This is a genomic window from Aeromonas sp. ASNIH4, from assembly GCF_002934425.1.
Lineage (GTDB): Bacteria > Pseudomonadota > Gammaproteobacteria > Enterobacterales > Aeromonadaceae > Aeromonas > Aeromonas hydrophila.
In genome coordinates this window covers 5,090,360-5,113,691 of record NZ_CP026217.1, presented here as the reverse complement: position 1 = coordinate 5,113,691, position 23,332 = coordinate 5,090,360, and the positions used below count along the sequence as shown (strand labels likewise).

Genomic DNA, 23,332 nt, shown 5'->3' with positions numbered 1-23,332 from the left:
ACCCTGTCTGTCAACTTCCACTTCCCCAAGATCCCGCGAAGAACCTAAAAAAAGAGGCCCGAAGGCCTCTCTCTGTCTGTCGATGAACAGATATCAAGCACGACCGGCGCGCTTGCGATCCATCTCGGTCAGCAGTTTCTTGCGGATACGGATGCTCTTCGGAGTGACTTCAACCAGTTCGTCGTTGTCGATGAACTCCAGAGCCTGTTCCAGCGACATGCGGATCGGCGGAGTCAGCACCTGGGCTTCGTCGGTACCGGAGGCACGCATGTTGGTCAGCTGCTTGCCCTTCAGGCAGTTCACGGTCAGGTCGTTGGAACGGGAGTGAATACCGATCACCTGGCCTTCGTACACTTCGGTCGCGTGACCGATGAACAGACGACCGCGGTCTTGCAGACCGAACAGGGCATAGGTCAGCGCCTTGCCGGTGGCGTTGGAGATCAGCACGCCGTTCTGACGCTCGCCGATGCTGCCACCCTTGTGCGGACCGTAGTGGTCGAAGGTGTGGTACAGCAGACCGGTACCGGAAGTCAGGGTCATGAACTCGGTCTGGAAGCCGATCAGGCCACGGCTCGGGATCATGAAGTCAAGGCGAACACGGCCTTTTCCATCCGGGGTCATGTTGGTCATCTCGCCCTTACGCAGGCCGAGTTGCTCCATCACGGAACCCTGGTGTGCTTCTTCCACGTCCACGGTTACGGTTTCGAACGGTTCTTGCAGAACGCCGTCTACGGTGCGCAGGATAACTTCCGGACGGGATACCGCCAGCTCGTAACCTTCGCGACGCATGTTTTCGATCAGGATGGACAGGTGCAGTTCACCACGGCCGGAGACACGGAACTTGTCCGGATCATCGGTCTCTTCCACGCGCAGGGCCACGTTGTGGACCAGCTCCTGGTTCAGACGCTCCAGGATGTTGCGGGAGGTCACGAACTTGCCCTCTTTGCCGGCGAACGGTGAGGTGTTGACCTGGAAGGTCATGTTCACGGTCGGCTCGTCAACGGAGAGCGGCGGCAGCGCTTCAACGGCGCCGTTGTCACAGATGGTGTCGGAGATCTTCAGCTCGCCCAGACCGGTGATGGCGATGATGTCGCCAGCTTGCGCATCGGCCACTTCGGTACGGGACAGACCCAGATAACCCAGCACCTGACCGACCTTGCCGGTACGGGACTTGCCGTCGGCACCGACGATGGTGACCTGCTGGTTGGTCTTGACACGACCACGGGTGATGCGACCGATGCCGATGACGCCAACATAGGAGTTGTAGTCCAGCTGGGAGATCTGCATCTGGAAACCACCGTCGGCATCAGCCTTGGGCGCTTCCACGTTGTCGACGATGGCCTGGAACAGGGGTTCCATGTTATCGGACTCAACGTCCTGATCCATGGTGGCCCAACCGTTCAGTGCAGAGGCGTAAACAACTTTGAAGTCCAGCTGTTCGTCGGTGGCACCCAGGTTGTCAAACAGATCGAATACCTGATCCATTACCCAGTCAGGACGAGCACCCGGACGGTCGATCTTGTTGATGACCACGATCGGCTTCAGACCCTGGGCGAATGCCTTCTGGGTCACGAAACGGGTTTGCGGCATCGGGCCGTCAACGGCGTCAACCAGCAGCAGCACGGAGTCAACCATGGACAGTACGCGCTCTACCTCACCACCGAAGTCGGCGTGACCCGGGGTATCAACGATGTTGATGCGGTAGTCGTTCCAGCGGATCGCAGTGTTCTTGGCGAGAATGGTGATGCCACGTTCCCGTTCCAGATCATTGGAGTCCATGATCCGTTCCTGGCCTTCCGTGGAGCGGTCCAGGGTGCCGGACTGCTGCAGCAGCTTATCAACCAGAGTCGTTTTGCCGTGGTCAACGTGCGCAATAATCGCAATATTGCGTAAATTCTCTAACATTCTCGCCTCAATCACCGGGTAAAATTGGGCGCTAATTGTACTCTCGCCTTTGTGATCTGCCTAGCAGAATTGCAGTACATTCGCGCACAACAGGGGATCAGGATCATAGACCTTCCGATCAAAGCCTGCTTAGATGGGGGCTGACCGTATAACGCGCACCATTTTAGTGCACCAAAACGATCCATGGATGCACTACTTTGAGGCGTAACGCGCTGAGATGGCGGGTCTCAGGGCTGGCTTATAGCCCCAAATGCCCTGAAATCAAGCTGTCACAAACTTGGCACGATACTGGCTTATGTGAATGTGATGACGCATTCACCCTAAGAGTTTTAACACCGGAGGTTACTTAGCATGTCAGCCCAGAACGTTTTGGCCCTGATCCAGGAACACGAAGTCAAGTTTGTCGACCTGCGCTTTACCGACACCAAGGGTAAAGAGCAGCACGTATCCATCCCTTCCCATCAGGTTGACGAAGATTTCTTCGAAGATGGCAAGATGTTCGATGGCTCTTCCATCGGCGGCTGGAAGGGCATCAACGAATCAGACATGGTGCTGATGCCAGATGCGGCCTCCGCCAAACTGGATCCGTTCACCGAAGAGACCACCCTGAACATCGTCTGTGACGTGCTGGAACCGGCTACCATGCAGGGCTACGACCGCGATCCGCGCTCCATCGCCAAGCGTGCCGAAGACTTCCTGAAGTCCAGCGGCATCGCCGACACTGTGCTGTTCGGGCCGGAGCCGGAATTCTTCATGTTCGACAACATCACCTTCTCGAACACCATGGGCCACAGCTTCGTGAAGATCGAATCCGAAGAAGCCGCCTGGAACTCCGGTACCGATTACGAGCACGGCAACAAGGGTCACCGTCCTTTCGTCAAGGGTGGCTATTTCCCGGTTGCACCGGTTGACTCCTCCCAGGACATCCGTGCCGCCATGTGTCTGGTGCTGGAAGAGATGGGCCAGGTCGTTGAAGCTCACCACCACGAAGTGGCGACTGCCGGTCAGAACGAGATCGCGACCCGTTTCAACACCCTCACTCTGAAAGCGGATGAAGTGCAGGTGCTGAAGTACGTGATCCACAACGTGGCCCACGCCTACAACAAGACCGTCACCTTCATGCCGAAACCCATGTTCGGTGACAACGGCTCCGGCATGCACTGCCACCAGTCCCTGGCCAAGAACGGCGTCAACCTGTTCGCCGGCGACCTGTACGGCGGTCTGTCCGAGATGGCGCTGCACTACATCGGCGGCATCATCAAGCACGCCAAGGCCATCAACGCCTTCGCCAACCCGACCACCAACTCCTACAAGCGTCTGGTACCGGGTTATGAAGCACCGGTCATGCTGGCCTACTCTGCCCGCAACCGCTCTGCCTCCATCCGTATCCCGGTCGTGCCGAGCCCGAAAGCTCGCCGCATCGAAGTACGCTTCCCGGATCCGGCTGCCAACCCGTATCTGGCCTTCGCAGCCCAGCTGATGGCCGGTCTCGACGGCATCATCAACAAGATCCACCCGGGCGATGCCATGGACAAGAACTTGTATGACCTGCCGCCGGAAGAGGCTGCCGAAGTGCCGACCGTGGCCGGCTCTCTGGACGAAGCCCTGGCTGCACTGGATGCGGATCGCGAGTTCCTGACCCGCGGCGGCGTATTCAGCGACGACTTCATCAACTCCTACCTGGAGCTGAAGCAGCAGGACGTTGACCGCGTGCGCATGACCCCGCACCCGCTGGAGTTCGAACTGTACTACTCCGTTTAATCCGGAAGCCAGCTCAGAACTTGACCAAACCCGCCGACAGGCGGGTTTTTTCTCTGATAGGATTAAGCAAAATCCCGTCAAGGAGAGATGGATGAAAAACGCCAACCCAGTATGGATGCTGAGCCTGTTGCTGCTGGCCGCCACCGGCGCCCAGGCTGCCAAGGTATACTCCTGGACCGACAGCCAGGGGGTCGTTCACTACACGGATGCCCCTCCCCCCGGCCAGAAAGCCAAGGAGGTCGATCTGCGCGTCGCCCCCTTCATCGGCAGTTCACCCCGCTCGGTGCAAGTTGACAACTTCAACAGCCTCACCGGCGTCGATGCCAAGAAAGAGAAGGAAGCGGCCAAGCTGGTGATCGAACTGCTCTCCCCGGAACAGGGCAGCACCCTGCGCGACAACACCGGCAACGTGGTGTTTCAGGGTCAGATCAGCCCCCAACCGCCGACCCAGTACGATGTGCGCCTGACCCTGGACGGCAAGGCGGCCCCCATCGTTAAAAACTCGCTCGCCATCCGGGTCGAAAACCTCGATCGCGGTGCCCATGAGGCCCAGCTCGAGCTGCTCGCCAAAGACGGTACGATCCTTGCTAAATCTAAGCCAGTCACCTTCTACCTGCACCGGGCCAGCATCAATCCTGCACCCAAAGTGACCCCCCTCAACAACAAGGGGTGATCCTGTGCCTCGATACGGGTAGACTAAATGCACCACATTGGTGCATTGCTGGTGTATAGCACCGTTTTAGGGAGAAACCTGTGCCAACCCGCCCGGATCAAGCCAAGATACTGCTCGATAACTTGCTGACCGCCGTCATCCTGATGGATGAACGGCTCTGCATCCAGTTCGTCAACCCGGCCGCCGAGCAGCTGCTCTCCCTCAGTCAGCGCCGGCTGATCGGTATCGAACTGCCCCATCTGCTGGAGCATATCTCCCTCGATCTGCAGCGGCTAAAGCAGTGCCTCAGCTCGGGGCAGGGTTTTACCGACAGCGAAGTCACCCTGGTGGTGGAAGGAGAGCCCAGACTGGTGGAGATGAGCGTCAGCCCGCTGGCCGATCATGAGCAGCGGCTGATGGTGGTGGAACTGCGCAAGATCGACCAGCAGAAGAAGATCAGCCAGGAGCTGCAGCAGCATGCCCAGCAGCAGGCGGCCAAGGAGCTGGTACGCGGCCTGGCCCACGAGATCAAGAATCCCCTCGGCGGTCTGCGCGGCGCGGCCCAGCTGCTGCAAAAGGAGTTGCCCGACCCCGCCCTGCGCGAATACACCGGTATCATCATCGAACAGGCCGACCGGCTACGGGTGCTGGTCGACCGGTTGCTCGGCCCCCAGCGGCCGGGTCGTCACCAGATGCACAACGTGCACTCGGTGCTGGAGCAGGTGCGCCGGCTAGTGGAGCTGGAGCTGCCGCCGACGGTGCGCATCGAGCGGGATTACGATCCCAGCATCCCGGAGTTCGAGATGGAGCCGGACCAGCTGCAGCAAGCCTTCCTCAACATGGTGCGCAATGCCGCCGAGGCCATCGGCGAGCAGACCGGCCTCATCCGCATTAAGACCCGCACCGCGTTCCAGATCACCATCCACGGCCAGCGCTACCGGCTGGCTGCCGAGATCAAGATCATCGACAACGGCCCCGGCATCCCGGACGCCATCCGCGACACCCTCTTCTACCCCATGATCACCGGCAAGGAGGGCGGCACCGGGCTGGGCCTCTCCATCGCCCAGAACCTGATCGACCAGCACAAGGGGCGGATCGACTGCATCAGCTGGCCCGGCCACACCGAATTCACCATCTTTCTACCGCTTCGCAAATAAGGGAACGTCATGACAGCAAAAGTGTGGATCGTCGATGATGACAGTTCTATCCGCTGGGTGCTGGAGCGCACCCTCGGCAGTGAAGGTTTCGAGTGCGAGAGCTTCGCCGATGGCGAGGCGCTGCTGAGCTCGCTGGAAATGCGCTCGCCGGACGTGATCCTCTCCGACATCCGCATGCCCGGCATCGACGGTCTCAGCCTGCTGGAGCAGATCCATCGCCGCCAGGCCGATCTGCCCATCATCATCATGACCGCCCACTCGGATCTCGACAGTGCGGTCAACGCCTACCAGCGCGGCGCCTTCGAATACCTGCCCAAGCCATTCGACATCGACGAGGCGGTCACCCTGGTGCGTCGCGCCGAGAATCACCTCAAAGAGCAGCGCACCAAGCGCAAGGCACGCCAGCAGGATCCGGCCAGCAGCCCGGAGATCATCGGCGAAGCACCGGCCATGCAGGAGGTGTTCCGGGCCATCGGCCGGCTGTCGCGCTCCAGCATCTCGGTGCTGATCAACGGCCAGAGCGGCACCGGCAAGGAGCTGGTCGCCCACGCCCTGCACAAGCACAGCCCGCGCGCCCACAAGAACTTCATCGCCCTCAACATGGCCGCCATCCCGAAAGATCTCATCGAATCGGAGCTGTTCGGTCATGAGAAGGGAGCCTTCACCGGCGCCAACAACATTCGCCACGGCCGCTTCGAACAGGCCGACGGCGGCACCCTGTTTCTCGACGAGATCGGCGACATGCCGCTGGATGTGCAGACCCGGCTGCTGCGGGTACTGGCCGACGGCCAGTTCTACCGGGTCGGCGGCCATCAGCCGGTGCAGGTGGATGTGCGGATCATCGCCGCCACCCACCAGAATCTGGAGAAGCGGGTGGCTGACGGCGAGTTTCGGGAAGACCTGTTCCACCGTCTCAATGTCATCCGGATCCACATTCCCGCCCTCAAGGAACGGCGTGAGGACATTCCCCAGCTGGCCCAGCACTTCCTGCTGCGGGCGGCCAAGGAGCTGAACGTGGAGGCCAAGAGCCTGCATCCGGATACCCAGGCCTACATCAGCCGCCTGCCCTGGCCTGGCAACGTGCGCCAGCTGGAGAACGTCTGCCGCTGGCTCACCGTAATGGCCTCGGGCCAGGAGGTGCTGGTAAGCGATCTGCCCACCGAGCTGCTCACCCCCATCACCAGCACCGCCGAACCGGGTCAGCCGGCCCTGTCCGGCGGCTGGCAGCAGCAGTTGCAGGATTGGGTCGCCGCCAAGCTGGCGCTGGGAGAGACCGACATACTGGCCGATGCCCTGCCCCAGTTCGAGCGGATCATGCTGGAAACCGCGCTGGACCATACCCATGGTCACAAACAGGAGGCGGCACGGCTGCTTGGTTGGGGGCGCAACACCCTCACCCGCAAGCTGAAGGAACTCGACCTCTCCTGAGTCCTTGGGAAAAACGATTCCCATCACGCCTTGGCAAATCACCGACCAATAAGACCCCGTTTGATTTCAAACGGGGTATCTTTTTTGAGATCCCTGCCTAGAATGGCAGGCTTTCACACCCGACTCGAAGAAGGCGCCATCATGATTGACAGATCTCTTCCCCTGACCGACCTGCACCGCCATCTGGACGGCAACATCCGCCCGCAGACCATCCTCGAGCTGGGCCGTCAGCACAACATCCAACTGCCCGCCTTCGAGCTGGAGGCGCTGCGCCCCCATGTGCAGATCGTCGAGAATGAACCGAGCCTGGTCGCCTTCCTCAAGAAGCTGGACTGGGGCGTGGCCGTGCTGGCCGACTATGACGCCTGCCGCCGGGTCGCCTACGAGAACGTGGAAGATCTGCTGCGCGCCGGCATCGACTATGCCGAACTGCGTTTCAGCCCGGCCTACATGGCGATGGCCCACAAGCTGCACCCGCAGGGCGTGGTCGAAGCCATCATCGACGGCGTGGCGGCCGGCAGCCGCGACTTCGGCATCAAGACCAACCTCATCGGCATCATGAGCCGCACCTTCGGCACCGAGCAGTGCAAACAAGAGCTGGATGCCTGTCTGGCCCATCGCGATCGGCTGGTCGCCATCGATCTGGCCGGCGACGAGCTGGGCTTCCCGGGCGAGCTGTTCACCGATCACTTCCGCCGGGTGCGTGATGCGGGCATGCGCGTCACCGTGCACGCCGGTGAAGCCGCCGGCCCCGAGAGCATGTGGCAGGCCATTCGCGAGCTGGGTGCCGAACGCATCGGCCACGGCGTCAAAGCCATTCAGGATCCGGCCCTGATGGCCTATCTGGCCGAGCACCGCATCGGCATCGAGTCCTGCCTCACCTCCAACGTTCAGACCACCACGGTGGCGAGCCTGATCGAGCACCCGATCCGCCAGTTCCTGGCCGCCGGCGTGCTGGCTTGCCTCAACACCGACGACCCGGCGGTGGAAGGCATCGACCTGCCCCACGAATACCAGGTGGCGGCCCCGGCTGCCGGCATGACCGCCAACGAGATCCGCTCCGCCCAGCAGAACGGCCTGACCCTGGCCTTCCTGAGCGAGACCGAAAAGGCCGAGCTGAGCGCCCGCGCAGCCCGGCGCTGAGTACGGGCAAACCCAAATAAAAAAACCGCCTCTCGGCGGTTTTTTTATTTTCCAACGACATCGACCGGCTTAGATCACCCGGGAGAACTGCTGCTGGCGCGCCTTGTTGCGCAGGTAGACATCGAAACACATGCAGATGTTGCGGATCAGCAGCTGACCGGTGGAGACCACCTCCAGCCCCTCTTCGGTCATGCGCACCAGGCCATCATCGATGAAGGTCTGCAGCAGCTTGAGATCCTCCGCGAAGTACTCCCTGAACACCAGACCATGGGCCTGCTCGACGGCGGCAAAGTTCAGGCGGAAATCGCAGATGAGGCGCTTGATCACCTCGCGGCGGATCAAGTCATCCTGATTGAGAGAGCACCCCTTCCACTGGGCGTGACCCAGCGTTTCCACCTGGCCATAGTAGGCCTTGAGCTCTTTCTGGTTCTGGGAATAGGCATCGCCGATCATGCTGATGGAGGAGACCCCCAGCCCCAGCAGATCGCAATCCCCCTGGGTGGTATAGCCCTGGAAGTTGCGGTGCAGCTTGCCCTCACGCTGGGCCACCGCCAGCTCGTCGTCCGGCTTGGCGAAGTGATCCATGCCGATGAACTGATAACCACGGCCGGTCAGGAAGGCGATGGTATCCTGCAGCATGGCCAGTTTTTCCTGCGGCGCCGGCATGTCGGCCTCTTTCAGCTTGTGCTGGGCGGCAAAACGACTGGGCAGGTGGGCATAGTTGAAGATGGAGAGGCGGGCCGGATCGGTCTTGAGCACCTCTTCCAGGGTGTGATGGAAGCTCTCCCGGTTCTGGTGCGGCAGACCGTAGATGAGATCCAGGTTGGTGGAACGAAAGCCCAGTTCGCGAGCCCGCTCCAGCATGGCGCGGATGAAGTCGTTGTCCTGCTCGCGGTTGACCGCGACCTGGACCTCCTTGTTGAAATCCTGCACGCCGAGGCTGATGCGGTTGAAGCCGATCTCCCGCAGCACGTCCAGCATGGAGAGCTCGATCTCGCGCGGATCCACTTCGATGCTGATTTCGCCCTCTTCGGCGAAGTGGAAATGCTCCCGCAACATGGCCATCAGTCGGCGAGTCTGGGGTTCATCCAGATAGGTGGGCGTGCCGCCGCCCCAGTGCAGCTGGGTCACCAGCCGCTGCTTGAACAGCGGGGCCTGCGCCTTGATCTCCTGCTCGAGGAAATCGAGGTACTGATCGGCCTTGTGGCGGTGACGGGTGATCACCTTGTTGCAGCCGCAGTAGTAGCAGAGCTTGTGACAGAAGGGGATATGCACGTAGAGCGACAGGTTGCGCGCCGGATACTGGCTCGCGGCCTGGACGAAGTCCGGATAACCGAAACCCTCGTTGAACTCCAGCGCAGTGGGATAGGAGGTGTAACGCGGACCGCTGTAGTTATATTTCTCGATCAGGGCCTGATCCCACACAATCTGTTCTGCTTGCACGCTTGCTTCCTCTTTTTTGTTATCGGCTCACCGGCTTAACTGAAAATCCTTCAGTCTGGCCACATCCTCGAGGATCTGCGCCTCCAGCTCGGCCTCATAGCCACTGCGTTCGAGATCCATCTTCATTACTTCATTGCGTTTGAGGGCCCGTCTCGCCTCATGAGTCGGCATCTCCTTCACCTTCTCGTAGAGACCGTACAAACCCGGAAATTCGCCGGCAAAGGCGCGACCGCCCTTGATCTGCAATGCATCCAGCAGATTGGTCAACCGGATGGCGCCTTCGGAGTAGTCGCACTGACCATCCCGTACCGCATGGGCAATCACCCTGACACTCTCGAGGATCCGTTCATTGCGGGCCGCGATAGCCTGCTGCTGACTGTCATGCTGGCGCTTGAGACGCGCCAGCAGGGTACCGGCATACCAGGCCAGTCCCAACAAAATCAGGCCGCCCAACAAGGCGGCCAGCATCCATCCACTCATCACTTTTTCTTCGGCTCAGGCTTGGGCTCTGGCTGATAGTCGACCTGGGTGAAACGATCCCACAGCTCCTCTTCGGAGGCTGGCTGGCCCGGCTCGTCAAAGTCGGCCTCATCAAAGTCAGCCTCGTCTTCGTCATCATCGGTGTCGATGATGCCAAGCTCGTCCATCAGCTCCTGATAGCGGTCAACCCGTTGATCGACCCAGGCCTGCTCGGTTGCCTCCAGGGTTTCACCGGCATCGAGCCGATCCAGCAGGTCATTCAGGCGATCATCATTCTCGATGGAGGCCAGCTCCTGCTCCGGCGTCATCACCAGCTTCTTCTCTTTGAGCTGCTTGGGCGCGACCGGCTTGCTGCTCTTCTCTTCCACGATCAGGGCAACCGGCTTGCGGGAACCGATGCGCGGATCCTTGGCCTGTTTGCTTCCACTCTTCTTGCCGGCCTGCTCGACCTGCTGGCGGGATCCTGCCTTCAAGCCCTTGCGCTTGGCGGCGCGTTTGCGCTCACGGCCTTCCTGGGCACTGGCATCTGATTCTTTGCGCTTACCGGCAGGTTTGCGATTGGGTTGTTTAGCCGACATGAATGAATGACTCCGACAAATAACTGGATTGAAACCCGTTTCCGGTTCGAAAGGGTCCGGAAGAGGATGCTGACACGGGGGACGATGGATTAGAAACAGAGCGGGATCCCGCACCAATCCGGCCATAAATGGCCTTCGAATACCGCAGGATCGGCATCCTCTGGGCATGTTGCTGGTATTTTGACACAGAATGACCAAGCGGGTTAATGACCCAAAAGAAAAAAGGCAGCCGAAGCTGCCTTGATATGTTTATGCGAGTCCCATCCCTGGCTGCAAATCACCCTGTCCATGGTGATACTTCTGCGCATCATATCTTGTGTATGGTCATCCTGACCTTAATTGGTCGATCCTGAATGTGCGTGTGCTTGCCTGACCCATGCAGACGACGTCCGGTCATCTTCTGGGGTGGTTGCTTCCCGCAGCCCCGCTCTTCCTGAACGGTCACCATCCTGGTCTTTCAATCCATTGCCTGCCACTCGCGTGGCCCTTGGCATCCAGCCTCATCGACATCCTGTCTTCACGACATCCCGGTCGTGAACCGCCGCGTGGGTCATTCCATGCATCCACTGTATCAATTTAATAAAGTGACTCAATCCATCAGGAACGTTTTCAAACGGAGATAAACGACTTATTGTCACTTAACATATTGAAATTAATGAATTACTAAGCATTTTTCTAAAAATGTTTAAGCCCTGGCCAGGCTGATGAATGGGAGATCTCTTACAACAATGCGAGAAAAAATTGGCCAAATGGTGTTAAAGGCCAAAAAGAAACGAGGAGCCGGCGGCTCCTCGTCAATATCAATGAGATAATATCATCCGGCTTGATCAGTGCAGACCTGCCACATATTTGGACAGTACTTCGATATCCTGATCGGTCAGCTTCTTGGCAACGTCCCGCATCATGCTGTTCGGGTCGTTGTCACGGGCTGCGGCCCTAAAGGCCGTGAGCTGGGCCTTGATGTAGGCAGGATGCTGGCCGGACAGGCTCGGATACTTGGCCTGCTCGACGCCCGAACCGCGCGGACCATGGCAGGCAGTACAGGCAGCCAGACCACGGCTCATGTCCCCTCCCATGTACAGCGCCTTGCCTGCAGCGACGGCGTCATCGGGTACCGCGAGCGGCGTCACCTTCTGACTGGAGAAGTAGGCAGCCAGGTCTTCCATGTCCTGTTCAGACAGAGGAAGCGCCATCGGCCCCATGATGGGAGCAACCCGGCCAGTTTGACCAGAAGCTGCAGCCTTCAGTTCAACTAACTGCTTTTTGATATATGATGCGTGCTGACCAGCAATCTTGGGGTACATATCGACTAGGCTGTTGCCGTCCGGTCCATGACAAGCCGCGCAAACGGCAGCCTTGGTTTGTCCCGCAGCGGCATCGCCCTTGGCTTGTGCCATCCCCGTTACGCCAACCATCAGAGCAAGAGTAATGACTAGGTTCTTCATGGCGTTCCAACTTCTCGTTATTAGGCTTCCAGATCCCATGCCGCTGAAGGCATGTTAAAATAAACGCGTTTAAGCGACGCCATTTTACACGATTTCACAAAAAAGTAACTCTATAACCCTCTATCTCTATGGGGAATTTACGTTGGATACACAAACTCTGAATTTCAATAAGGTGCATTTTGTGACCAGCGCACCCGACATCCGTCACCTGCCAAATGATGGGGGTGTCGAGATTGCGTTTGCCGGCCGTTCCAACGCCGGTAAGTCATCTGCATTGAATACCTTGACCAAACACAAGAACCTGGCCCGCACCAGTAAGACGCCGGGACGTACCCAGCTGATCAACCTGTTTGAGCTGGAACCAGGCAAGCGTCTGGTCGACCTGCCGGGCTACGGTTATGCGCAGGTTCCGCTGGAAATGAAGCTCAAGTGGCAAAAGTCGCTGGCGGAATATCTGCAGCGTCGTGAGTCATTGAAAGGTCTGGTGATCCTGATGGACATCCGCCATCCGCTCAAAGATACCGATATGAATATGCTGGAGTGGAGCTCTCACCGCAAACTGCCGGTCATGCTGCTGCTGACCAAGGCCGACAAGCTGAGCCCAGGTCCGCGCAACAATCAGGTCATCAAGGTACGTCAGGCCGTAGCCGAGCTGGGTCCGCAGATCCAGGTGGAAGCCTTCTCTTCCCTGACCCAGATCGGGGTCGAAAAACTGGCACAGACGCTGACTGGCTGGTATCTGGCGGGCGCCGATGAAATGGCTGACGGTGAGCAAGCACCGCTCGAGGAGTAAGCTACGTCCTGTATACACCACAACCAAACCCTGCAATTGGCGGAGCAGCTCCTCCGCTGATTGAAAGGCTTTCAGTCTGCTTGCCATAACCCCTCTCGCCAGTGACATCGCCCACTCCCTACGATGAGTTCTTGAAACACTATTTTTATCAATGGGATAAATAGTTAATTCTATATAACAATTAACTTTTCATCCCATTGGCAACGTTTTCAAAAATAGATGCCGGCGGGGGCGCTTCCTCACCAAATAAGTACCAAAGTGAAATTTTATTACAAAGCAGTCAATGGAAAGGATAAAAATGAGGCCGGTTCTGCAAACGCAGTACCGGCCTTAAACAATCAGTTCAAAAATTGGGAAGAAGCTAAATCTTGAGAACAAAGACGACTGGTTTTCCTCAAGAAGCCCCTTCATTCTAACAAACATTCGCCAACATTAAAGCATTTACTCTAAACGTAACCCATAAAAAAACACCCCGATGATGACTCACCGGGGCCGCTATTCAGCCACATTCAATTACGTGAAATAAAAGGTCTGAAAGATAGAACATCTTACCTCTGTACCCTACGTTGCTAACTGTATAGCAAAGCAGCAGAAAGTGAAAGTAATTTATGTAATTAAGTTTCACGAAAAATGAATTACATAAATCATGTTATTTTTCATATAGATAAAAAAATCCCCAGTACGAATACCGGGGAGTTATAAAAGTGACTAGCTAGCACTTCCTCAACTATCTAGTTAGTCAGCACAACTTGGCGCAAGTTCCGCTGCTTTGAGAAAAAACTTGAAAAAATCAGAGGTAGATGGCGCCATCTTCTGCAAACTCTTGTTCCTCAATGAGTTTTTCAGCAATTTCCTCGATGTCAAAACGCACGCTTTCGAAGGCTCGCAGGATGTCTTCCTCTCTCGCGAGGGAGAGCCCGGTCATTTTCTCCAGACGCCGGCGACTGATGTAACAATCCACCAGCGCCCCCATCTGCTGGGCAGGAAAGTGGATCCGCTGTTCGTGCGCTTGCCAGTCGGCCAGCTCGGGAAACAAGATGCCTTGGTTCATAGGGTCCCCAGATTTCGTTTCAGTTCTCTCAATACCTGTTTAGTCCCTGGCCGGATTCCGCGCCACACGGTAAAGGCCTCTGCTGCCTGTTCCACCAACATGCCGAGGCCATCTACGGTCTGGCGAGCCCCTTGCCCCTTTGCCCATGTGATAAAGGGAGTATCGGTCGCGCCATACATCATGTCGTAGATGGCGATATCGGCGTGGATCAGGGCAGGCACCAGCGGAGGCAGCTCTCCTTGCAGACTGGCGGAGGTGGAGTTGATGATCAGATCGAAATGGCCGCCCAGCCGCTCATAGGTCTGGGCACTGACCGCCCCCAGATCACGAAACTCGGCAGCCAGCTGCTCCGCCCTGGCGTGAGTACGGTTGGCGATAACCAATGCCTCGGGTTGCTCGGCCAGCAGCGGAGCCAGCGCACCGCGCGCCGCGCCACCCGCACCCAGCAACAGGATCCTGCTGCCGGCAAGTGCCACACCATGCGCCTTGAGATCGGCCACCAACCCGGCACCATCAGTGTTGTCACCCAGCAGTACGCCATCATCGGTCAGCTTGATGGTGTTGACTGCCCCCGCCCGCCGGGCCCGAGGGCTCAGTCGATCGACCAGGGCGAATGCCTGCTCCTTGAAGGGGACGGTGACATTGCATCCCTTGCCACCTTGGGCAAAGAAAGCTCTCAGACTGGTGGCGAACTCTTCGACGGCAGGCTCGGCCAGACCATATTCCAGCTCCTGCTGGGTTTGTCTGGCAAATAGGGTATGAATAAAGGGAGATTTGCTGTGGCGCACCGGGTGGCCAAAAACCAGATAACGATCCATCAAAGAGTTCCTTCAGAGGGCAATCTCCCGATTTAACGGGTTTTCGCACTCAGGAACAAGCCGAATATCGGCCAATAAGAAGGGGCCATCATGGCCCCTCTGGTCACAACCACTCGCGTGGTTTGAGGTAGTCGCTGTAGAGCAATGCCTCCGGGCTGCCCGCGGACGGCTGCCAGTCATATTCCCAGCGCGCCAGCGGTGGCATCGACATCAGGATCGACTCGGTACGCCCGCCTGTCTGCAAGCCGAACAGGGTGCCACGGTCATACACCAGATTGAACTCCACATAGCGGCCACGACGATAGAGCTGGAATTCCCGCTCCCGTTCGCCATAAGCCAGCGCCTTGCGGCGCTCGACAATCGGCAGGTAGGCATCGAGATAGCCCTTGCCGACCGCCTGCATAAAGGCGAAACAGTCGGCAAACGGCCAGCGATTCAGATCATCGAAGAAGAGGCCGCCGACGCCGCGCGTCTCGTCCCGGTGCTTGAGGAAGAAGTAGCGATCACACCAGGATTTGAACTCGGGATAAATGTCGGTGCCGAACGGCTGACAAAGATCGCGGGAGAGCTGATGCCAATGCCGCACGTCCTCTTCGAACGGATAAAACGGGGTGAGATCGAAGCCGCCACCAAACCACCAGATCGGCTCCTCACCCTCTTTCTCGGCGATGAAGAAGCGCACATTGGCGTGGCTGGTCGGCACGTACGGATTGTGTGGGTGGATCACCAGCGACACCCCCATGGCCTCAAACCGGCGGCCCGCCAGTTCCGGCCGATGGGCCGTTGCCGAGGCAGGCATGGCGTCACCATGAACGTGGGAGAAGTTGACCCCTCCCTGCTCGATCACAGCACCGTGACGCAGCACACGAGTGCGGCCACCGCCACCTCCTTCGCGGCGCCAGGCATCTTCCACAAAGTGTCCGGCGCCGTCGGCCAGTTCCAGACCACGGCAGATCTCGTCCTGCAACTGCAGCAGGAAGGCCTTGACCTGGGCCACATCCGGTTTGCTCATCTTGTCTCCAGTCAGCCAGGATCGTCGCCTGACCCTATTATTGTGATGTCGCCGGATGGGCTAAGCCGATCCGCATTGCCGCTCTCCGAGCGGTTCAAGAGGGGCGAATGATGGCGCCGGTTCTGGCATCCTTGATCTCGGACGGATTGGCCTGTCCCCCCACTTCGCCGGGCAGGATATAGGCCAGCTGACTCGCCAGCAATTCGCCGATGTCCGCCACCCGGCGGGCAGGCTCCTCACCCGTCAGGTTGGCACTGGTAGAGACCAGCGGCTTGCCAAACGCGCGGCACAAGGCCTGTACCTGCGGATGGGCCGTCACACGCACAGCCAAGGTAGTGAACTGACCGGTCAGCCAGGCCGGGGTATTGCTGCGCGCCGGCATGATCCAGGTGAAGGGGCCAGGCCAGCTCGCTTCCACCCGGGCCAGCTGCTCGCTGGTGAGCTGGTCTAGATCGATATAATCCTGCAACTGAGCCAGATCGGCAGCGATCAGGATCAATCCCTTCTCCACCGGGCGTTGCTTGATCGCCAGCAGACGGTGTACCGCCGACTCGGAGTCAGGATCACAACCCAGGCCAAATACCGCCTCGGTCGCATAGGCAATCACCCCATCGCGCTGGAGGGCGGCAACTGCAAGTTCAAATTCATTGGGCATAAAAAATGCGACAGCCGGGCTGTCGCCTCATCATTGATTAACATTGAACCTACGAAACGGCAACCCTGACGGTCCCCCTTTATCGACCAGCGCGAGGCTGATGGCGAACGGGGTGGTGGTTGCCGTCTCGGAGCTTACTTGAGCAGGGCCTGCAAGGCAGCGTCCTTGGCCAGTACCTCATCGGCATTTTTCTGGCGTTCTGCCTGCACCTTGGCCGCCAGTTCATCATCTGCCACTGCCAGCATCTGAGCTGCCAGATAGCCTGCATTCTTGGCGCCGGCCTTGCCGATCGCCACGGTCGCCACCGGCACCCCGCCCGGCATCTGCACGGTGGAAAGCAGCGCATCCAGCCCCTTGAGCGGGCCGCCATCGATGGGCACACCGATCACGGGACGAGTCGTGATACCCGCCACGGCGCCTGCCAGGTGAGCGGCAAGGCCGGCGGCACAGATAAAGACCTTGCAGCCACGGGCTTCGGCGTCAGTCACGTACTGATGAGTCGCAGCCGGTGTACGGTGTGCGGAGGTCACTTTCACTTCTACCGCGATATCGAATGACTTGAGCACCTCGAGGGTGGTCTGCATCACCGGAAAATCAGAATCAGAGCCCATCAATACGGCAACAAAGGGTTTATTCATGGTGGGAATTTCCTTACTCCAAGTGGGGGGTTGAAGTTCGCCGAAAACGTTTCAATTCGCTTGTGGCGGCCGGATTATACCTGCTCGCTCTGGTGGCCGCATTTCTTTTGCGGACAGATCCAGCGCAGTGCTCCCCTCACCTTTTTCTCGACCATGATACCCCAGCCACATTGCGGGCAAGGCATGGGGACCGGCTTGTCATTCACCACATATTTGCAATGGGGGTAACCGTCGCAAGAGTAGAACTGCTTGCCATAGCGGGAGGTTCGGCTGATGAGGTGCCCTTTGCCACACTCCGGGCAGAGGATCTGGGTATCGTCACTCTCCTGCAGGGATTCGATGTGCTGGCAGGCCGGGTACTGGGTGCAGCCGACAAACAGGCCATAACGCCCCTTCTTGATCGCCAGCGGTTGGCCGCAATCCGGGCAGGCCGAGCCTTCGAGTACCTTCTCGATGTCACGACCAGACGGGGTCAGGGAGCGGATGTAATCACAGACAGGATAGGCAGAACAACCGAGGAAGGGACCATGCTTGCCCTGGCGGATCACCAGCTCGGCCCCACACTGCGGGCACGGTTCGCGCTCGAAGGCATGTTCGTGGGCTGAAAAGAGGTGATGATCGATTTTTGACATGGGCCGCGCCTTGAAATCCAGATGACCTGAATTCTACCAGCGCGGCACCGGGCTGTCAGTGGATGACGCCGTCTGACTCGTCAAACACCAGCTCTTCCATCTGCTGGTAGGCATTTTCACTGCCCGGTACGTTGAACAGCACCATCATGACGACCCACTTCAGATCGTCCAGCTCGATATCCGGTTTATCAAGCTCGAGCAGGCGCTCGATGCAGATTTCGCGGGTTTCGGCATTGAGTACCTGGGCTTGTTCCAGAAACAGCAGGAAACCGCGGCACTCGGTACTGAGGCGTGCCAGTTCTTGTGGAGCATAGATACGCATGGAGCCTTGCGCGCTGGCGGCCACGTAGACCTCCCGCTCGCTGTCATGCAGGTTGGCCAGTCGCTCCAGCCAGTTGAGCGCCTTTTCGATCTCGTCTTTGTCGAAACCTGCCCGGCTCAGTTCGTCGGTCAGTTCATTCTGCTCGACCATCACATCTGCATCGCTGTGGATGTAGGTCTCGAAAAGGTACATCAATACATCAAACATGATTCGCCCTCCTCGCTCTGACGTATCCACCGGCTACCGCCATCACTGCACCGGCCAGCTCCAGCTCTACCAACCTGCCCAATACCACTTCGACAGGAAGCTGGGACCGTTCGGCAACGGTATCCACGCTCGTGGTCTCATAATCTACGTTATCCAACAAATCGGCATAAGGCAATTCGCTATTATTCGAATGCTCAGACAAGTCAGCCACTTGCTGCAGCAGACCGACAAATCCGGGCAGCTCTTCCACTATATCGGCCGCGCTCAATACAAGTTTGGCCCCCTGCTGGATTAATTTGTTGCAACCCAGTGCCTGCACGTTTTGCGGGGCACCTGGTACGGCAAAGACCTCTCGCCCCTGTTCCAATGCATAACGGGCCGTGATGAGCGAACCACTCTGCTCGGCCGCCTCTACCACCAGAGTACCCAGCGACAAGCCACTGATGATGCGATTGCGCCGCGGAAAGTGCTCGGCCAGCGGTCCCTTGTCGGGCGCCAGCTCGGAGATAAGCAAGCCGCCTCGCGCCAAGATTTCCATAGCCAAGCCCTGATGGCGCTTCGGATAGAGGCAGTCGAGCCCTGAGCCCAGCACGGCCAGGGTAGTCCCCCCTGTCGCCAACGCCTGCTGATGACACACCCCATCGATACCAAGCGCCAGTCCGGAGGTGATGGCCAGCCCGCAGGCGACCAGCTCACCGCAGAGGCGGGCAGCATTGTCCTTGCCGGCATAGGTGGGATGGCGCGTGCCAACCATCGCCAGCTGAGGCACCGACAAGGCGGCAAGATTACCGTGGCAGTAGAGCAACAGCGGGGCGGCGGGGATCTCTTTGAGCAAAGCGGGATAGACGGGGTCATCCGGACACAGGAGGTGATTGCCGGGCTCGGCGGCCCAGCTCAGCGCCTGCTCGACAACCGACTGGGGCCACCTCATCTGCTGGATTTGAGCGCTCTGCAGACCAAGGGATCGCAGGGTGCCGTCATCGACGCCGAACAGGGTGACGATGTCCCCGCCAAAATGGGCCAGCAAGCGAGCGGCGGTGACCGGGCCAATGCCGGTGACGGCATCCAGCGTCAACCACAGCGCGAGTCGCCCAGATGGAAGAGGCACGTCAGAAGTTGCTGACCTGATAACCGGTGCTGACCATGTCCTGACTCTGCAGGATCAGGCCATAACTCAGCTTGTCGTACACCTTGAACAACATGACTCGGGCCACGGCCTCCGACGGCAGGGGGGGCTTGCCGGTCGAATAGAACGCCTTGTCATAGACCGAGGAGTACTCCCGATAGGCGACCTTGCCATTCTTGCTCACCAGCCGGGCGCCGGGGCGCAGTATCTCCAACACATCGCCGGGGGCAACCTGATCACGCATGCCCTTGTTGATGAGCACGACATCGAACTTGCCGCCACCGCGGGCCTTGCTCGGCAAATCGACGATATAGCCGGGCGAGATGACGGGGGCAGCCTTGGGAGTGAACACGGCGGAGAGGCTCTCTTGCGGCGGGAATGGCATCAGCTTGTCCCCCTGATACACCTCGCGCTGATTGTGGCTGAGGGTAACCCGGGTGCGACCGTCCGGCAGCAGGGCTTCCGCCCTGGCCGTGCCGACGAAGACCGCCTCTTGCCCCAGCTGTTCGCCACTCTTCTTGTCTTTGTAGATGGTCCCCGGATGATAGATGCCATAGTCCTGACCCGGGATCAGCGAGCCCTGTACGTAGAGGGTATCTCCCTCCAGCATGCCGATGTGCGCCTCATCATTGCCTAGCACATAAGGCAGCTGCTTTGCCTGCTGGCTGTCAGCCAGAATATGGTCGGTTTGCAGGAAGGGGCCGATCTCGCTGAGCGGCAGGGTTGGAATGGGGTTGGCCTTGTTCTCGTAACGACTTTTGGGAGAGAGACGAACAACCTGCTTGCCGCCCTGCATCGCCTTGCCAAGCCGCGGTTCGCCGTTGACCCAGCTCAGATGCAACACGTCGCCCGGGTAGATCCAGTGCGGATTGGCGATCTGCGGATTGATGTTCCAGAGCCTTGGCCATAGCCAGGGCTCTGCCAGATACTGGCCGGAAATATCCCAGAGGGTATCGCCTTTTTGTACCACATAGGTCTCGGGATAACCCGCTTTCAGTTTCAGCTGGTCCGCCAGCACGCCCTGGCTCAGGGTGGCCAACAGACAGGCGAGGATGGTTTGCTTCAGATACATAACACTCCCTGTTACTTCTGCGCGCAAAGTGTTGCTGTTTTTTGTCGGCGTAAATGACTAGAATTACGCCAATATTGACTGCATTTATACGAAACTAAAGAAAAAACTATGGCCATTCTAGATGTATTGCGTTTCCCCGATGAGCGTCTGCGTACCGTCGCAGCCCCTGTCGAGACCTTTACACCCGAGTTACAACACATTGTAGATGATATGTTCGAAACCATGTACGCGGAGGAAGGCATCGGCCTCGCCGCCACTCAGGTCGACATTCATCAGCGCATCATAGTGATCGATGTCTCTGAAAACCGTGAAGATCCTCTGGTATTGATCAACCCCGAGATCATCGAACAGGCCGGCAGCACCGGCATCGAGGAAGGGTGCCTCTCCGTGCCCGGCAGTCGTGCCTTGGTGCCCCGCGCCGAGTGGGTCAAGGTGCGCGCCCTGGATCGCCACGGCAAGGCATTCGAGCTGGAAGCAGACGATCTGCTCGCCATCTGCATCCAGCATGAGATGGACCATCTGGTCGGCAAGCTGTTTGTGGATTACCTGTCCCCGCTCAAGCGCCAGCGCATTCGCCAGAAGCTGGAAAAGATGGCCCGTGAAGATCGCAAAGTCCTCTGAGGATCTGCCCCATTGAATAAGCTGAAACTGATTTTTGCCGGTACTCCCGACTTCGCCGCCCGTCACCTGGCGGCGTTGTTGTCTTCCGACCACGAGGTCGTCGCCGTTTATACCCAGCCCGACAAGCCTGCCGGCCGCGGCCAGAAGCTCACTGCCAGCCCGGTCAAGGAGTTGGCGCTGGCCCACGATCTGCCGGTCTATCAACCCGCCTCCCTGCGCAAGGAAGAGGCCCAGGCCGAGCTGGCCGCCCTTGGCGCCGACCTGATGGTAGTGGTCGCCTACGGCCTGATCCTGCCCAAGGCCGTGCTCGATACCCCACGGCTGGGTTGCATCAACGTGCACGGTTCCCTGCTGCCGCGTTGGCGCGGTGCCGCCCCGATCCAGCGTTCCATCTGGGCGGGTGATGCCGAAACCGGCGTCACCATCATGCAGATGGATGTAGGGCTGGATACCGGCGCCATGATCCGCAAGGTGAGCTGCCCCATCGCCGCCGACGAAACCTCCGCTAGCCTCTATGACAAGCTGGCCGGGCTGGGCCCGCAGGCACTGGTCGACACCGTCAATGCCATGGCTGCCGGTAACACCGCCGCCGAAGTGCAGGACGATGCACAGGCCAACTACGCCGAGAAGCTCTCCAAGGAAGAGGCCCGCATCGACTGGTCCATGGAAGCCGTCGCCATCGAGCGCTGCATCCGCGCCTTCAACCCCTGGCCCATCAGCTGGTTTGAAGTCGCCGGCCAGACCGTCAAGGTATGGCAGGCCGAGGTCGTCGCACAGGATCACGGCCAGGCGGCCGGTACCCTGCTCAAGGCTGACAAGCAGGGAATCGACATCGCCACCGGCAAGGGCGTGCTGCGCCTGCTGACCCTGCAGCCGCCCGGCAAGAAGGCCATGTCCGTGACGGACCTGCTCAACTCTCGCCGCGACTGGTTTGAACCCGGCACGCAATTGAATTGAACTGAATTGATACAAGGCGGGGCCCAGGCCCCGACTTGCGCATCTAAGGTAACATTATGAAAACACGCGCACAGGCTGCTCTCGTTATTCAACAGGTGCTGGATCAGGGTCAATCCCTCTCCGCTGTTCTGCCTGCTGCCCAGGAGAAGGTTGCGCCCCGCGATCGCGCCCTCCTGCAAGAACTCTGCTACGGCACCCTGCGCTGGCTGCCCCGCCTCGATGCGGCGGTCGGCGAGATGATGGACAAGCCGCTCAAGAACAAGAGCCGCATCTTCCACTACCTGATCCTGGTCGGTCTCTATCAGCTCATCTACACCCGCATTCCGGCTCACGCCGCGGTGGCCGAGACCGTCAACGCCGTCAAGCTGCTCAAGGGCACCTCCTTGCGCGGCCTCATCAACGGTGTGCTGCGCAACTTCCAGCGCAGCGCCGAAGTCATCTTGCTGCGTATCGACCGCGTTCCCAGCATTCGCCTCGGCCACCCGGAGTGGCTCACCAAGCGGCTGCGCCAGGCCTATCCCGAAGATTGGGAGTTCATCATGGAGGCCAACAACCAGCGCCCGCCCATGTGGATCCGCAACAACAGCCAGCGCCAGAGCCGCGAGCAGATGCTGGCCCGCATGGCCGAGGCCGGCATCAATGCGATGGCCGGTGAAGAGGGTGAGGATTGCATCCTGCTGGAACGTCCCTGCGACGTGACCAAGCTGCCCGGCTTCGAGGTTGGCGACTGCTCGGTACAGGATGGCGCAGCACAACAGGCCGCCGCGCTGCTCGACCCGCAGCCGGGTGAGTGGGTGCTGGATGCCTGCGCCGCCCCCGGTGGCAAGACCGCCCACCTGCTGGAGCGCCAGCCCGCGCTGGCTGGCGTAGTCGCCGTCGATGCCGACGACAACCGCCTCAAGCGGGTGCAGGAGAACCTGGATCGCATCGGCCTCACCGCCCGGGTGATCCACGGCGATGCCAGCACCCCGGATCTGTGGTGGCCAGAGGGTCAGTTCGACCGCATCCTGCTGGATGCCCCCTGCTCCGCCACCGGCGTCATCCGCCGTCACCCCGACATCAAGTGGCTGCGCCGGGATCAGGACATCCGTGAGCTGGCCGAGCTGCAACACCGCATCCTCGGCGCCCTCTGGTCGAAACTGAAAAGCGGCGGTACTCTGCTGTATGCCACCTGCTCCGTGCTGCCGGAAGAGAACCGCGACCAGATCCGCGCCTTCCTTGCGGCCAACCCGGACGCCACCCTGGTGCCGCTGCATGCGCAGGACACCCCGGAGTGCCCGGGTCGCCAGTTCCTGCCCGGCGAGGCCGAGATGGACGGCTTCTACTATGCCAAGCTGATCAAGCGGTAAGCAGGGCCATCATCACGACGGGTGCCGCTTGCGGCACCCATTACTGCCCAACATCGAGCGCGCTTTCCCTATGAGATTCATCCTGTT

23 protein-coding genes are annotated in these 23,332 nt (G+C 59.3%); 9 read left to right on the top strand and 14 right to left on the bottom strand.

Annotated features, from left to right (window positions below; genetic code table 11):
- Positions 1 to 93: 93 nt before the first annotated feature.
- A complete protein-coding gene (gene typA / locus C2U40_RS23980) occupies positions 94 to 1,905 on the bottom strand; it encodes a translational GTPase TypA (RefSeq protein ID WP_011704285.1) in 1,812 nt (603 codons plus the stop codon).
- A gap of 351 nt (positions 1,906 to 2,256) precedes the next feature.
- Here typA and glnA point away from each other — a divergent pair, with 351 nt between their 5' ends.
- The 5 genes from glnA to add all read left to right on the top strand — a co-directional run bounded on the left by glnA (position 2,257) and on the right by add (position 8,046).
- The gene (gene glnA, locus C2U40_RS23975) at positions 2,257 to 3,666 is read left to right on the top strand and encodes a glutamate--ammonia ligase (protein WP_011704284.1); all 1,410 of its coding nucleotides are present in this window, start codon (positions 2,257 to 2,259) and stop codon (positions 3,664 to 3,666) included.
- Positions 3,667 to 3,757: 91 nt separating this feature from the next.
- Complete coding sequence (locus C2U40_RS23970; RefSeq protein ID WP_016349091.1) at positions 3,758 to 4,339, top strand: DUF4124 domain-containing protein; 582 nt, start codon at positions 3,758 to 3,760, stop codon at positions 4,337 to 4,339.
- Between the two features lie 80 nt (positions 4,340 to 4,419).
- Complete coding sequence (glnL, locus tag C2U40_RS23965) at positions 4,420 to 5,475, top strand: nitrogen regulation protein NR(II) (RefSeq protein WP_011704282.1); 1,056 nt, start codon at positions 4,420 to 4,422, stop codon at positions 5,473 to 5,475.
- 9 nt (positions 5,476 to 5,484) lie between these two features.
- Complete coding sequence (gene glnG, locus C2U40_RS23960) at positions 5,485 to 6,903, top strand: nitrogen regulation protein NR(I) (protein ID WP_010635441.1); 1,419 nt, start codon at positions 5,485 to 5,487, stop codon at positions 6,901 to 6,903.
- Between the two features lie 141 nt (positions 6,904 to 7,044).
- Positions 7,045 to 8,046 (top strand): adenosine deaminase, encoded by a 1,002-nt coding sequence (gene add, locus C2U40_RS23955; RefSeq protein WP_103828405.1) that lies wholly within the window; start codon positions 7,045 to 7,047, stop codon positions 8,044 to 8,046.
- 69 nt (positions 8,047 to 8,115) lie between these two features.
- Here the strand turns inward: add and hemN are convergent, their stop codons facing one another.
- From hemN to C2U40_RS23930, 4 genes are all read right to left on the bottom strand, one after another.
- Positions 8,116 to 9,489, bottom strand: a complete 1,374-nt coding sequence (hemN, locus tag C2U40_RS23950) for an oxygen-independent coproporphyrinogen III oxidase (RefSeq protein WP_043126552.1) — start codon at positions 9,487 to 9,489, stop codon at positions 8,116 to 8,118.
- A gap of 27 nt (positions 9,490 to 9,516) precedes the next feature.
- Positions 9,517 to 9,957, bottom strand: a complete 441-nt coding sequence (locus C2U40_RS23945; protein ID WP_016349087.1) for a DUF2489 domain-containing protein — start codon at positions 9,955 to 9,957, stop codon at positions 9,517 to 9,519.
- 11 nt (positions 9,958 to 9,968) lie between these two features.
- Entirely contained in the window at positions 9,969 to 10,547 is a 579-nt protein-coding gene (yihI, locus tag C2U40_RS23940) for a Der GTPase-activating protein YihI (RefSeq protein WP_171281929.1), read from the bottom strand.
- An 827-nt stretch (positions 10,548 to 11,374) separates the two neighbouring features.
- Positions 11,375 to 11,992: a c-type cytochrome gene (locus tag C2U40_RS23930; RefSeq protein ID WP_016349084.1), complete on the bottom strand. Its 618-nt coding sequence runs from the start codon at positions 11,990 to 11,992 to the stop codon at positions 11,375 to 11,377.
- Positions 11,993 to 12,134: 142 nt separating this feature from the next.
- On the opposite strand from C2U40_RS23930, the gene yihA reads away from it, so the two are divergent.
- Entirely contained in the window at positions 12,135 to 12,785 is a 651-nt protein-coding gene (gene yihA / locus C2U40_RS23925; RefSeq protein ID WP_076362593.1) for a ribosome biogenesis GTP-binding protein YihA/YsxC, read from the top strand.
- 790 nt (positions 12,786 to 13,575) lie between these two features.
- Here yihA and C2U40_RS23920 read toward each other — a convergent pair.
- From C2U40_RS23920 to C2U40_RS23880, 9 genes are all read right to left on the bottom strand, one after another.
- Positions 13,576 to 13,836: a DUF1488 domain-containing protein gene (locus tag C2U40_RS23920; protein ID WP_016349082.1), complete on the bottom strand. Its 261-nt coding sequence runs from the start codon at positions 13,834 to 13,836 to the stop codon at positions 13,576 to 13,578.
- Positions 13,833 to 14,654 (bottom strand): shikimate dehydrogenase, encoded by an 822-nt coding sequence (gene aroE, locus C2U40_RS23915; protein ID WP_103828401.1) that lies wholly within the window; start codon positions 14,652 to 14,654, stop codon positions 13,833 to 13,835. Before aroE ends, C2U40_RS23920 begins: the two co-directional genes overlap by 4 nt.
- A 103-nt stretch (positions 14,655 to 14,757) precedes the next feature.
- A complete protein-coding gene (hemF, locus tag C2U40_RS23910) occupies positions 14,758 to 15,666 on the bottom strand; it encodes an oxygen-dependent coproporphyrinogen oxidase (protein ID WP_011704273.1) in 909 nt (302 codons plus the stop codon).
- Between the two features lie 94 nt (positions 15,667 to 15,760).
- A complete protein-coding gene (locus C2U40_RS23905) occupies positions 15,761 to 16,321 on the bottom strand; it encodes a Sua5/YciO/YrdC/YwlC family protein (protein ID WP_011704272.1) in 561 nt (186 codons plus the stop codon).
- A gap of 134 nt (positions 16,322 to 16,455) precedes the next feature.
- Positions 16,456 to 16,959 carry a 5-(carboxyamino)imidazole ribonucleotide mutase gene (gene purE / locus C2U40_RS23900; RefSeq protein ID WP_011704271.1) on the bottom strand — a complete coding sequence of 168 codons (504 nt, stop codon included), beginning with the start codon at positions 16,957 to 16,959 and terminating at the stop codon, positions 16,456 to 16,458.
- A gap of 74 nt (positions 16,960 to 17,033) precedes the next feature.
- Positions 17,034 to 17,591, bottom strand: coding sequence for a DNA topoisomerase family protein (locus C2U40_RS23895; RefSeq protein ID WP_011704270.1), 558 nt, complete (start codon positions 17,589 to 17,591; stop codon positions 17,034 to 17,036).
- Positions 17,592 to 17,646: 55 nt separating this feature from the next.
- Entirely contained in the window at positions 17,647 to 18,120 is a 474-nt protein-coding gene (locus C2U40_RS23890; protein WP_011704269.1) for a DUF494 family protein, read from the bottom strand.
- Positions 18,113 to 19,228: a DNA-processing protein DprA gene (gene dprA / locus C2U40_RS23885; RefSeq protein ID WP_103828400.1), complete on the bottom strand. Its 1,116-nt coding sequence runs from the start codon at positions 19,226 to 19,228 to the stop codon at positions 18,113 to 18,115. The genes C2U40_RS23890 and dprA overlap by 8 nt, the downstream gene beginning before the upstream one ends.
- Before the next feature lies 1 nt (position 19,229).
- Positions 19,230 to 20,318, bottom strand: coding sequence for a LysM peptidoglycan-binding domain-containing protein (locus C2U40_RS23880; protein ID WP_103828399.1), 1,089 nt, complete (start codon positions 20,316 to 20,318; stop codon positions 19,230 to 19,232).
- Between the two features lie 108 nt (positions 20,319 to 20,426).
- Here C2U40_RS23880 and def point away from each other — a divergent pair, with 108 nt between their 5' ends.
- From def to rsmB, 3 genes are read left to right on the top strand one after another with little or no spacing between them, the layout of a single operon-like run.
- Positions 20,427 to 20,939: a peptide deformylase gene (gene def, locus C2U40_RS23875; RefSeq protein WP_011704266.1), complete on the top strand. Its 513-nt coding sequence runs from the start codon at positions 20,427 to 20,429 to the stop codon at positions 20,937 to 20,939.
- Positions 20,940 to 20,951: 12 nt separating this feature from the next.
- A complete protein-coding gene (gene fmt, locus C2U40_RS23870) occupies positions 20,952 to 21,896 on the top strand; it encodes a methionyl-tRNA formyltransferase (protein ID WP_065480192.1) in 945 nt (314 codons plus the stop codon).
- A 56-nt stretch (positions 21,897 to 21,952) separates the two neighbouring features.
- On the top strand, positions 21,953 to 23,245 hold the full coding sequence (rsmB, locus tag C2U40_RS23865) for a 16S rRNA (cytosine(967)-C(5))-methyltransferase RsmB (protein WP_103828398.1): 1,293 nt from the start codon (positions 21,953 to 21,955) through the stop codon (positions 23,243 to 23,245).
- Positions 23,246 to 23,332: the final 87 nt, after the last annotated feature.